This is a genomic window from Mesorhizobium ventifaucium, assembly GCF_935822925.1.
In the GTDB taxonomy this organism is placed as follows: Bacteria; Pseudomonadota; Alphaproteobacteria; order Rhizobiales; family Rhizobiaceae; genus Mesorhizobium; species Mesorhizobium ventifaucium.
Map to the genome: position 1 here is coordinate 235360 of NZ_CAKXZS010000014.1, position 11948 is coordinate 247307.

The 11948-nt window shown below is 64.2% G+C and carries 12 protein-coding genes; 6 read left to right on the forward strand and 6 right to left on the reverse strand.

The genetic code is table 11. From position 1 onward, the window contains the following. Nucleotides 1–2: 2 nt before the first annotated feature. From NMG70_RS13970 to hutI, 5 genes are all read right to left on the reverse strand, one after another. Nucleotides 3–608: a HutD/Ves family protein gene (locus NMG70_RS13970; RefSeq protein WP_254025066.1), complete on the reverse strand. Its 606-nt coding sequence runs from the start codon at nt 606–608 to the stop codon at nt 3–5. An 8-nt stretch (nt 609–616) separates the two neighbouring features. Next, nucleotides 617–2287, reverse strand: coding sequence for a urocanate hydratase (hutU, locus tag NMG70_RS13975; RefSeq protein ID WP_254025067.1), 1671 nt, complete (start codon nt 2285–2287; stop codon nt 617–619). Between the two features lie 40 nt (nt 2288–2327). Beyond that, entirely contained in the window at nt 2328–3146 is an 819-nt protein-coding gene (hutG, locus tag NMG70_RS13980; RefSeq protein ID WP_254025068.1) for an N-formylglutamate deformylase, read from the reverse strand. Between the two features lie 64 nt (nt 3147–3210). Continuing rightward, the gene (gene hutH, locus NMG70_RS13985) at nt 3211–4746 is read right to left on the reverse strand and encodes a histidine ammonia-lyase (protein WP_254025069.1); all 1536 of its coding nucleotides are present in this window, start codon (nt 4744–4746) and stop codon (nt 3211–3213) included. Continuing rightward, nucleotides 4743–5978, reverse strand: coding sequence for an imidazolonepropionase (gene hutI / locus NMG70_RS13990; RefSeq protein WP_254025070.1), 1236 nt, complete (start codon nt 5976–5978; stop codon nt 4743–4745). The genes hutH and hutI overlap by 4 nt, the downstream gene beginning before the upstream one ends. Nucleotides 5979–6078: 100 nt before the next feature. Between hutI and NMG70_RS13995 the strand changes: the two genes are divergently transcribed. Together NMG70_RS13995 and hutC are read left to right on the forward strand one after the other, a co-directional pair. Further along, nucleotides 6079–7431, forward strand: a complete 1353-nt coding sequence (locus tag NMG70_RS13995) for a formimidoylglutamate deiminase (RefSeq protein ID WP_254025071.1) — start codon at nt 6079–6081, stop codon at nt 7429–7431. 2 nt (nt 7432–7433) lie between these two features. Then, nucleotides 7434–8174 (forward strand): histidine utilization transcriptional repressor HutC, encoded by a 741-nt coding sequence (gene hutC / locus NMG70_RS14000; RefSeq protein WP_436798388.1) that lies wholly within the window; start codon nt 7434–7436, stop codon nt 8172–8174. A gap of 156 nt (nt 8175–8330) precedes the next feature. On the opposite strand, the gene NMG70_RS14005 is transcribed toward hutC, so the two are convergent. Continuing rightward, on the reverse strand, nt 8331–8675 hold the full coding sequence (locus NMG70_RS14005) for a RidA family protein (RefSeq protein WP_254025073.1): 345 nt from the start codon (nt 8673–8675) through the stop codon (nt 8331–8333). Between the two features lie 223 nt (nt 8676–8898). On the opposite strand from NMG70_RS14005, the gene aztA reads away from it, so the two are divergent. From aztA to NMG70_RS14025, 4 genes are all read left to right on the forward strand, one after another. Then, nucleotides 8899–9705, forward strand: a complete 807-nt coding sequence (gene aztA / locus NMG70_RS14010) for a zinc ABC transporter ATP-binding protein AztA (RefSeq protein WP_254025074.1) — start codon at nt 8899–8901, stop codon at nt 9703–9705. Next, nucleotides 9705–10580 (forward strand): zinc ABC transporter permease AztB, encoded by an 876-nt coding sequence (gene aztB / locus NMG70_RS14015; protein WP_254025134.1) that lies wholly within the window; start codon nt 9705–9707, stop codon nt 10578–10580. Before aztA ends, aztB begins: the two co-directional genes overlap by 1 nt. A gap of 19 nt (nt 10581–10599) precedes the next feature. Then, nucleotides 10600–11373 (forward strand): metal ABC transporter solute-binding protein, Zn/Mn family, encoded by a 774-nt coding sequence (locus NMG70_RS14020; protein ID WP_254025075.1) that lies wholly within the window; start codon nt 10600–10602, stop codon nt 11371–11373. Between the two features lie 145 nt (nt 11374–11518). Further along, complete coding sequence (locus tag NMG70_RS14025) at nt 11519–11857, forward strand: protein tyrosine phosphatase family protein (protein ID WP_254025076.1); 339 nt, start codon at nt 11519–11521, stop codon at nt 11855–11857. Nucleotides 11858–11948: the final 91 nt, after the last annotated feature.

Genomic DNA, 11948 nt, shown 5'->3' on the forward strand with positions numbered 1-11948 from the left:
GATCATGTTTCGAAACAGGCGTTAATCGTTGCAGCAACGCGATCGATGCGGATCACGAACAGCGTCGCCGGTCGCGCAGGCTCCAGGCGCCACTTCAAGGCGTCCGGCCCGAGCAACAGCGTATCGCGCTGTCCGATGCGGACAGGCGCCGCACCGGCCACCGTGATCTCGCCGTCAAAACACAGGATGAGAGTCACATCGGCCACCGAGTGGATGTCCGTCGAGGTCGAAATCATCACGCGTTCGACGGCATGGGTCATCCGTCCGCGCCGGGTCATGACATTGAGATCTATGATCGGACCGGCGATCAGCGCCGCTTGCGTCGGCACATCGGCCGGAAAGGAAAGCGGGGCGGAAGCTTTGGTCACCGTAGCCGCCGGGCGGCCGGCGATATCAAGGACAATCCCCTCGCCTTCCAACACGGCCAACGTTCGGTCCACTCCGGCAAACCCGGAGAATGGCCCGCCGCTTTCGACGCGCGCCATGGAGACGCGCCAGTCGAAATCGTCGAGCGCGGCACCTGTGGGCGAGACGGCGATTTCCGTCGTCGCCCCGCCGCCGTTCTTCCACGGCATAGACCGGTATTCGGCTGCCCGGAGAATGCGCAAGGCGCGGTTCAGCCGAGGATGCCTGGCAGGTTGAGCTGGTGCTCCCTAGCGCACTCGATGGCGAGGTCATAGCCAGCATCGGCGTGGCGCATGACGCCAGTCGCAGGGTCGTTCCACAGCACCCGCTCCAGGCGTTTGGCGGCTTGGGGCGTGCCGTCGGCGACGATGACCATGCCGGCATGTTGCGAAAAGCCCATGCCGACGCCACCGCCATGATGCAGCGATACCCAGGTTGCGCCGGACGCGGTGTTGAGCAGCGCATTGAGCAGCGGCCAGTCGGACACGGCGTCGGAGCCGTCCTTCATCGATTCCGTCTCGCGGTTCGGCGAGGCAACCGAGCCTGAATCGAGATGATCGCGGCCGATGACCACCGGCGCCTTGAGCTCGCCTTTCGCCACCATCTCGTTGAAGGCGAGGCCGAGTCGGTGACGGTCGCCGAGACCGACCCAGCAGATGCGCGCCGGCAGACCCTGGAACGCGATGCGCTCACGCGCCATGTCAAGCCAGTTGTGCAGGTGGGTGTTGCCGGGCGTCAGTTCGCGCACCTTGGCGTCGGTCTTATAGATGTCCTCGGGATCGCCGGAGAGGGCTGCCCAGCGAAACGGACCGATGCCGCGACAAAACAGTGGCCGGATGTAGGCCGGCACGAAACCCGGGAAGGCAAAAGCGTTGTCGAATCCTTCCTCCTTCGCGACCTGGCGGATGTTGTTGCCATAGTCGAGCGTCGGCACGCCGGCGTTCCAGAACGCCACCATCGCCTCGACATGTTCGCGCATCGACGCGCGCGCCGCCTTTTCGACCCCCTTTGGGTCGCTGGCGCGCTTCTCGCGCCATTCGGCGAGCGACCAGCCCTTGGGCAGATAGCCGTTGAGCGGATCATGCGCCGACGTCTGGTCGGTGACCAGGTCGGGGCGCACGCCACGCCGCACCAGTTCCGGCACGATGTCTGCGGTGTTGCCGACCAGGCCGACCGAATTCGCCTCGCCAGCCCTGGTCCAGCGCTCGATCTTTTCCAGCGCCTCGTCGAGCGTGTCGGCGCGTTCATCGACATAGCGGGTGCGCAGCCTGAAATCGATGCGGTCGGGATCGCATTCGATCGCCAGGCAGCAGGCGCCGGCCATGACCGCGGCCAGCGGCTGGGCGCCGCCCATGCCGCCGAGACCGCCGGTCAGGATCCATTTGCCCCTGAGGTTGCCGCCGTAATGCTGGCGGCCGGCCTCGACGAAGGTCTCGTAGGTACCCTGGACGATGCCTTGGGTGCCGATATAGATCCACGAGCCGGCCGTCATCTGGCCGTACATCATCAGGCCCTTCTTATCGAGCTCGTTGAACTTCTCCCATGTCGCCCAGTGCGGCACGAGGTTGGAATTGGCGATCAGCACGCGCGGCGCATCGATGTGAGTCCGAAACACGCCGACAGGCTTGCCGGACTGCACCAGCAGCGTCTCGTCGTCTTCAAGCGTCTTCAGAGAGGCGACGATGCGATCAAAGTCGTTCCAGGTGCGCGCCGCCCGGCCGATTCCGCCATAGACGACCAGTTCGTTGGGGTTTTCGGCGACGTCGGGATCGAGATTGTTCATCAGCATGCGCAACGGCGCTTCAGTCAGCCATGTGCGGGCGTTGAGCTCGCTGCCACGCGGGCTGCGGACTTCGCGGATGTTGTGGCGAGGATCGGTCATGGCGTCACTTTTCCTTTCAAATGAGCTGCGCGGCGAAGCGTCAGCGCCCGGCCCAGGCAATCGCGCTTTCCAGGATCCGCTTCAGCCTGGCGCGGATCGGCGCGGCGAATGCGGGGTCGTAAGGCACCGGCCAATTGTCCGGCGCACCCTTGCTTTCGGGCTCGCGCATATAGCCGCGGTTGGACAGTTCCATCTGCAGCGCATGAATGCCGTTTTGCGGCTGCCCGAAATGGCGCGTGATCCAGCCGCCCTTGAAGCGGCCGTTGACGACAAAACTCTCGCCGGTCTCGGCGAGGACCTGGCCAACCGTTGCCTGCAAGCCAGGATCGGCGCTTTTGCCGTCATTGGTGCCGAGGTTGAACACCGGCAGCGTGCCTTCGAACAGCCGCGGCAGCACCGAGCGGATCGAATGGCAGTCATAGAGGACGATCTTCGGGTGCAAGGCGCGCAGCCTGTCGAGCTCGGCCTGCAAGGCGGCATGATAGGGCACGAAGTATTTTTCGCGGCGTTCATCGACCTCTGACGGTCCAGGCTCCTCACTCTCGCGATAGAGCGGATCGCCATCGAAGGTCTCGGTCGGGCACAGGCCCGTCGTGGCCTGGCCGGGATAGAGCGAGGCGCCGGACGGGTCACGATTGACGTCGATGACGGTGCGCGAGATCGCGGTATGCACCACCGTAGCGCCGAGCTCTTCGGCAAAGTCATACAGCTTGTCGATCCACCAGTCGGCGTCGCGGCGGCCGAGCCAAGGCGACACCAGCCGGTTCTCAAGGCCGGCGAGATCGATGCCGGTGTGAGGGATCGAGACCAGCAGGGGTGCCTTGCCGCGGGTTACTGTGAGCCAGGAGGGTAAAGTCATGAGAAATCCTCCCGCGGTTGCGTTCTACGGCGCGAAGGAACGAGGCCCCTCATGGCGCGCATCCTCACGACGCAATTCCCGGCAGTGCCACCGCGCCCGCTGCCTTCACGGCAGCGCCGCTGCGCACCATGACGATGGCCTTTTCCATGTCGGGATGGAAATGCCGGTCATTGTCGAGATGCGGCACTTCGGCCCTGACCAGCCTGCGCACCGCTTCGAGCGGCGCACTCGATGCCAGCGGCGCATGGAAATCGCAGCCTTGCGCAGCGGCCAGCAATTCGATGCCGATGACGGCCGTCGCATTCTCGATCATGCCGATCAGCCGGCGCGCGCCATGCGCCGCCATCGAGACGTGGTCTTCCTGATTGGCCGAGGTCGGGATCGAATCGACGCTGGCCGGATAGGCCTTTTGCTTGTTTTCCGAGACGAGTGCTGCCGCCGTCACTTGCGGGATCATAAAGCCGGAATTCAGGCCTGGCTTCGGCGTCAGGAAGGCCGGCATGCCCGACAGCGCCGGATCGACCAGCATGGCGATGCGCCGTTCCGACAGCGAGCCGATCTCGCAGACGGCGAGCGCGATCATGTCGGCGGCGAAGGCTATTGGCTCGGCGTGGAAGTTTCCGCCGGAAAGTGCTGTGTCGTCCTCGGCGAAGATCAGTGGATTGTCGGTGACGCCGTTGGCCTCGGTGCCCAACGTGTCGGCGGCCTGGCGCAGCACGCTGAGCGCCGCACCCATCACCTGCGGCTGACAGCGCAAGCAGTACGGGTCCTGCACGCGTTCGTCTCCGACCCGGTGCGATTCACGGATGGCACTGCCGGCCATCAGGTTGCGCAGCGCCTCTGCCGTCTCGATCTGGCCGGGATGCCTCCTGAGCAGATGAATACGCGGATCGAAGGGGGCGTCGGAACCCTTGGCGGCATCGGTCGAAAGCGCACCGGCGACCAGCGCCGACTGGTAGAGCATTTCGGCGTCGAACAAGGCGGCCAACGCATAGGCGGTCGAAAACTGTGTGCCGTTGAGCAGTGCCAAGCCTTCCTTGGCGCCTAGCGTGACCGGCTCCAGCCCGTGCGAGACAAAGGCGACCTTGGCCGGGAACCGGCCATGCGGGGTAAAACATTCGCCGACGCCGATCATCACCGCCGTCATGTGCGACAGTGGCGCAAGGTCGCCGGATGCGCCGACCGAGCCTTGCGCCGGCACCACCGGAATGACGTCGTTGGCGAGCATCGCTTCGAGCAGCTCAATGGTCTGCGGCCGCACGCCGGAAGCGCCTTGCGCCAAGCTGGCCAGCTTCAGTGCCATCATCAGCCGGCAAACACCGACCGGCATCGGTTCGCCGACGCCGGCGGCATGCGACAGCACGATGTTGCGTTGAAGTGCCTCTAGATCGGCGGCGGGGATACGGACGCTGGCCAATTTGCCAAAACCGGTGTTGATGCCATAGACCGGCTCACCCTTGGCGACGATGCGCGCAACGGCTTCGGCGCTGGCCTTGATCTTTGGCCAGCAGGCCGCGTCCAGCTTCGGCATCGCGCCACAATAGATTTCGCGCCAGTCGGCCAGCGTCGTTTTGCCCGGCTTGAGTTTGAGTTCACTCATTGTCCCCTCCAGATGCGGGCATGTAGCGGGTTGAAGCCCATGCGGTAGACGAGCTCGGCCGGGCGCTCGATGCCCCAGATCGCCAGGTCGGCTGATTTTCCAGCCTCCAGCGTGCCGGTTGTTCCGAGCCGTCCGAGCGCGCGGGCGGCCTCGCGGGTAACACCGGCAAGGCATTCGTCAACAGTCAGACCGAACAAAGTCGCCGCCATGTTCATGGTCAGCAGCAGCGAGGTGAGCGGCGAGGTGCCGGGATTGCAGTCGGTGGCGACCGCCATTTTGACGCCATGCTGGCGAAACAGGCCGATCGGCGGCTTCTTGGTCTCACGGATGAAATAGTAGGCGCCGGGCAGGATCGTCGCCACGGTTCCGGCCCTCGCCATCGCCGCCGCACCCGCCTCGTCAGCGTATTCGAGATGGTCGGCCGACAGGGCGCCATAGCGCGCCGCAAGTTCTGCGCCGTGCAGATTCGACAATTGGTCAGCGTGGATTTTTACCGGCAGGCCTGCTGCTTTCGCCGCGTCGAACACGCGAGAAATCTGCTCGGGCGAAAAGGCGATGCCTTCGCAAAAGCCATCGACCGCGTCGGCCAGGCCCTCGGCGGTAACGGCCGGCAAAATCTCGTTTGCGACCAGATCGATAAAAGCGTCCTTGTCGCCTTTCGCTTCAGGCGGGAGTGCGTGCGCGCCGAGGAAGCTCGTTGTTATCGTTACTGGACGGTTTTCGCCCAGGAGCCGCGCGGCGCGCAGCGATTTCTTCTCGTTTTCGAGATCGAGCCCGTAGCCCGACTTGACCTCGATCGTGGTGACGCCTTCAGCGATCAGCGCGTCGAGGCGCGGCAGCGACTGCGCAACCAGTTCCTGCTGGCTGGCAGCGCGCAGCGCCTTGACCGACGAGACGATGCCGCCGCCGGCCTTGGTGACCTCTTCATAGGTGGCGCCGGCCAGCCGCATCTCGAATTCGTTGGCGCGATTGCCGGCATGGACCAGATGAGTATGGCAGTCGATCAGGCCGGGTGTGATCCAGCGGCCTTCGCAAGCGACAATCTCGGCGTTTTGGCTGAAGGCTGCCGGTATATCGGCTTCCGGGCCGGCATAGACGATCAGGCCATCGCGCGCGGCGATCGCGCCATTTTCGACGATGCCCAGTCCAGCGGCGCTTTCAACCATGGTCGCCAGACGCGCATTGCGCCAGAGGCGGATCTCCCCTGCCCGGCTTTTGCTCTCTCCAGCCATCATCTTTTCCGTTTCAATCGGCCGCGGTTATGTATATACATATTGAAACGGACTGCAAGTGGTATCATTGCGCGGGACACAGGGAATCGGAGACAAAAACGTGACGGCGATCTTTGCGGAACAGGCGCTTCTGCCCGACGGCTGGCATTCCAATGCCCGGATCGTCGTCGGTGACGGCCACATCACCACGGTCGAGCCGAACACCGCATCCCAGCCCAGCGACGAACGCCATGCCATTTTGCTGCCAGGCATGCCGAACCTGCACAGCCACGCCTTCCAGCGCGGCATGGCCGGTCTAGCCGAGCTGCGCGGCCCTTCCGCCGACAGTTTCTGGAGCTGGCGCGAGGTGATGTATCGCTTCGCGCTGTCGATGACGCCGGATCAGGTCGAGGCGGTCGCCGCGCAGCTCTATGTCGAGATGCTTGAGGCTGGGTTCTCACGCGTCGGCGAGTTTCACTATCTGCATCACGACCGCGACGGCCAGCCCTACGCCAACATCGCCGAAATGGCCGACCGCATCACCGCCGCGGCTGCCGAAACTGGCATCGGGCTGACGCTGCTGCCGGTCTTCTATGCGCATTCCTCTTTCGGCGGCACTGCGCCGAACGAAGCCCAGCGGCGATTCATCAACGATGTGAATCAGTTCTCGCAGCTTGTTGAGAAATGTCACGAAACCGTTCGCACCTTGAATAACGCTGTCGTCGGCATCGCCCCGCACAGTCTGCGCGCCGTGACACCGGAGCAGTTGGAAAACATCGCGACAATGGCACAGGGCGGACCGATCCACATCCATATCGCCGAGCAAGTGAAGGAGGTCGAGGACTGCCTTGCCTGGTCCGGGGCGCGGCCGATCGAATGGCTGCTCGCCAATGCCAGGGTCGATAATCGCTGGTGCCTGATCCACGCCACCCACATGACCGAGACCGAGACGGCGGCCATGGCGAAAAGCGGAGCAATCGCCGGCCTCTGCCCGATCACCGAGGCCAATCTCGGCGACGGCACCTTTGCAGCAACTTTGTTCAAACAGCATGGCGGCCGCTTCGGCGTCGGCTCCGATTCCAACGTGCTGATCGGCCTGCCGGACGAATTGCGGCAGCTCGAATATTCGCAGCGCCTCGCCCACCGCGCCCGCAACCTGCTGGCGGTCGCCGGCGGCTCGACCGGGCGCGCACTGTTCGATGCCGCGCTCGACGGCGGCAGTGCGGCGCTTGGCGCAGGCCCCTCGCGGATGGCCGCCGGCGCCCCAGCCGATTTCGTCTCACTGGACGCCAACCGCCCGTCGCTTGCCGGCAAGACGGGCGACGCGGTTCTCGACGCCTGGATCTTCGCCAACGGCAGCAAGGTCGATTGCGTCTGGGTGCATGGCAAGAAACTGGTCAGTAGCGGCAGGCATGCCAGGCGTGATGCCGTTGCCGGGCGTTTTCGCAAGGTGATGACGGCGCTTTCGGCATGAGCATGATCCAGACAATGGATGTGGATGTCGGCGAGCCTCTCTCGCTGCATCAACGCATCCTGTCCGACATCAGCGAACGGATCCTGTCCGGCGCCTGGGCGCCCGGCCACCGCATCCCGTTCGAGCACGAACTGACGGCCGAGTACAAATGTTCGCGCATGACGGTGAACAAGGCGCTGTCGCAGCTTGCCAAGGCCGGGCTGATCGAGCGCCGCCGTCGCTCTGGCAGCTTTGTCCGCCGGCCGCAATCGCAAGCGGCGGTGTTGGAAATCCATGACATCAGGATCGAAGTCGAGGCGCTCGGCCTAGCCTATCACTACGAGCGTGTGGCGCGACATAAAAGGCGCAGCAGCGCCGAGGATCGCACCTTGTTGGAACTCGACTCCAACGGGCCGGTGCTGGCGCTGGAATGCCGGCATTTCGCTGGCAAGCGGCCGTTCGCCCACGAACAGCGGCTGATCAACCTGGCCGCTGTGGCCGAGGCCGCCAACGAGGAATTTTTCGCCGTCGCGCCTGGGCCGTGGCTGATCGCCCGCGTGCCATGGAGTGCCGCCGAGCACCGCATCCGTGCCGTCGCCGCCGACAGACACATTGCGGCTGCACTCGATATCGAGGCCGGCGCCGCCTGCCTGGTGGTCGAGCGACGGACATGGAGCGCCGAGCACCCGGTCACCCATGTCCGTTTCACCTATGCGGCCGAGAGCCACATGCTGGTCGCGCGGTTCACGCCGTCGCAGAGGTAACCCTCCCCCTCGAGGGGAGGGTCGCGGAGGAAATGCCGCATGGCGGCATTTTCTGACGCGGGGTGGGGGTCGGTGCAATCTTGCCGACCCACCCCATCTCGCAATCTCCGCTTCGCTCCGACCCTCCCCTCAAGAGGGAGGGTAAAGCGCCCTGCTTCAAACCGCGGCGGTAACGATGATCTCGACCAGATATTCCGGTCCGGCAAGCTTGGCCTCGCCGGTGGCGCGGGCCGGGGTATGGCCCTGCGGCGCCCACTTGTCCCATTCCGCGTTCATCTCGGCAAAGGTGCTCATGTCGGCCAGCCAGATGATCGCCTGCAGGATCTTGGTCTTGTCGGTGCCGGCCTTGGCCAGCAATTCGTCAATGGCCGCCAGGATGTCCCTGGTCTGGGCGCCGACGTTCCCGCCTGGTTCGCCAACCTGACCAGCCAGATAGACGGTGTTGCCGTGGATGACGATCTGGCTCATGCGTAGGCCAACATCGATGCGACGAATGCTCATTGGACGTTTCCTTCGTTTGTGGGTCGCGCCTCTTTAGAGTCGCGGTTCGCTGGGGGCAAGGTTGCATGCGCGAATCCTCTTGAGCCAGCAGGCGTGAGCGAAAATAGGCGCACGCCAAACTGCTCCGGTCGCCGCAATTCCGCCGGATTGACTTGTTGACTAATGTAATAACATCACATATCCACCGCCGCTGCCGTATTGATCGTGTCCCACGGATCGTCACATGACCAAAACCTGCTTGACCTTCCGCGACCTGACGCTGGGCTACAACAGCCATCCGGCGATCCATCATCTCGATGGCACGATCCGCCGAGGGTCGCTAACTGCCGTCGTCGGCGCCAATGGCTCGGGCAAGTCGACGCTGATGAAGGGTATCGTCGGCGTGTTGAAGCCGATGGCCGGCACGGTTGTCCGGGCGCCCGGGGTGCGCGCTGCTTATCTGCCGCAACAGTCGGAACTCGACCGCTCGTTTCCCGCCCGGGTCGTCGATCTGGTTTCGCTCGGCCTATGGCCACGGCGCGGGCTGCTCGGCCGCTACACCAGGGAAGATCGCGATGCGGTCAGCCAGGCGCTGATGGCCGTCGGCCTCGGCGGCTTCGAGAAGCGCCCGATCGACACCCTGTCGGGCGGCCAGCTGCAGCGCACGCTGTTCGCCCGCGTGCTGCTGCAGGACGCCGACCTCATTCTGCTCGACGAACCGTTCAACGCCGTCGATACCAAGACCGTCGGCGACCTGATCGCACTGATCAAGCGTTGGCATGGCGAGGAGCGCACGATCTTGGTTGTCGTCCACGATCTGGAACTGGTGCGCCAGAACTTCCCCGAGACGCTGCTGCTGGCGCGCCAGCCGATCGCCTGGGGCGAGACAAAGGAAACGCTGCGGCCGGAAAACCTGTTGCGCGCGCGCCGCTTCCACGAAGCCTGGGAGGAGAACGCGCCCTGGTGCGAGCCCGACGACCACAAGCATGGTGGTCACGCTCACGACCATGGGCACGACCATCATCACGGCTCCGGGCCGCGGGCAGCATGATGGAAACGCTCTACGGTCTTCTCATCGCTCCGTTCGCCGATTTCGCCTTCATGCAACGGGCGCTTGCCGGGTCGCTGATGCTGTCGCTCGGCGCCTGCCCGGTCGGCGTGTTCCTGATGCTGCGGCGCATGAGCCTTTCCGGCGACGCCATGGCCCACGCCATCCTGCCGGGTGCTGCCGCCGGGTTCCTGTTCTATGGGCTGGAGATCCTGCCGATGACCATCGGCGGGCTGATTGCCGGCATCATCGTCGCGCTCGGCGCCGGCGCCGTCTCGCGCTTCACCATCCAGCGCGAGGACGCTTCGATGGCGGCCTTCTACCTGATTTCACTGGCGATCGGTGTGCTGATGGTGTCGATCCGCGGCTCCAGCGTCGATCTCATGCATGTGCTGTTCGGCACCGTGCTGGCGCTCAACAATGAAGCGCTGACGCTGATCGGTGGTATCGTGCTGGTCACGCTAGTCAGCCTCGCCATCTTCTGGCGGGCGCTGGTCGCCGAATGTCTCGACCCGCTGTTCCTGCGTTCGGTCAGCCGACTGGGCAGCCCGGTGCATTTCATCTTCCTCGGCCTCGTCGTGCTCAACCTGGTCGGCGGCTTCCAGGCGCTCGGCACGCTGTTATCCGTCGGGCTGATGATGCTGCCTGCGGCCGCCGCCCGCTTCTGGACCATGCGCGTCGAGCCGATGTGCGTGCTGGCGGTGCTGATCGGCTTTGCCTCCTGCGTCGCCGGGCTGCTTCTGTCCTACCACGTGTCGCTGCCTTCCGGACCGGCCATCATCCTGTCGGCCGGCGTTGTCTATTTTGCTTCGATCCTGTTCGGCACGCGCGGCATCCTGCGCGCCCGTATCGTCCATCACCGCCACAGAACCGCCTGATCCCAAGGGAGTGCTGTCCATGCTGAAATCGATCCGCGCCGCCTTGGCAGTGGGCGTTATGACATTAACCGCCTTTGGCGCGTCGTCAGCCATCGCGGAGCCGTTGAAAGTGGTCGCCAGCTTCACGATCATTGCCGATTTCGCCAAGAATGTCGGTGGCGACCGGATCAATCTGACCACCATCGTCGGGCCGGATGGCGATGCCCGTGTCTACGAGCCGAGCCCGGCTGACGCGGTGGCGATGGCGGGTGCAGATGTGGTGCTGGTCAACGGCCTGCATTTCGAAGGCTTTCTGCAGCGCCTGGTCGACGCCAGCGCCACCAAGGCGACAATCGCCGTTTTGACCAAGGGCGTCACGCCGATCAACTTCAAACCCGAATTCGCCGATGCCGAAGCCGCTGACGCGCTTGAGGGCGAAGTGCAGACGGCGATCCAGTCGATCCCGCAAGAGAAGCGCGTCGTCATCACCTCGCATGACGCCTTTGGCTATTTCGAGAAGGCCTATGGCCTCACCTTCCTGGCCCCCGAAGGGGTGTCGACCGAGTCGGAGCCGTCCGCTGCCGACGTCGCCAAGCTGGTCAGCCAGGTGAAACAGGACAAGGCGGCGGCGGTATTCATCGAGAACATCACCAACGCGCGGCTGATCGAGCAGATCGCCAGCGAGACCGGCATCAAGGTTGGCGGCACGCTCTATTCGGACGCGCTGTCGCAACCCGATGGCCCGGCCTCGACCTATATCGACCTGATGCGCAACAACATCGCCCAGATCAAAGGCGCGATCCTCGGAAGCTGATGCCTTCCTATCCAGCCGGGCCGCGTCGGCTCGGTTGGATTCTCCGTCGAAAATAACTATCTGCGCATGAGATTTCATTGTGCGCGGATTGCCGATCTCGTCGGGGAGTGGCAAGACTGCGGCCAAACCGGTTTTGCGAGGAAACATGGAATATCGTCAGATCAGCGAGGACTATTCGGTCTCCGGCCAGATCCAGCCCGAAGAAGTCGCCGCCATCAAGGCCGCCGGCTTCAAGAGCGTCATCTGCAACCGGCCTGATGACGAGCAGCCCGGCCAGCCTTCGGCGGACACGGTCAAAGCGGCAGTCGAAGCCGCCGGGCTTACCTTTCGCTACATCCCGGTCATCAGCGGCCAGATCACGGCCCAAAATGTCGAGGACCAGGCTGAGGCGCTCGATGAACTCGAAGGCCCGATCTTCGCCTATTGCCGTTCCGGCGCACGCTGCACCAACCTTTATGGGCTGATCCAGCAGTCGAAGGGCTAAAGCGCGTCGCGTTTGTCCGGCCTCATGCGACGCGCTTTAGGTTGCTGATTTATGCATGTCGTTATCGCAAAACCGCTGCACACCCTCGGGT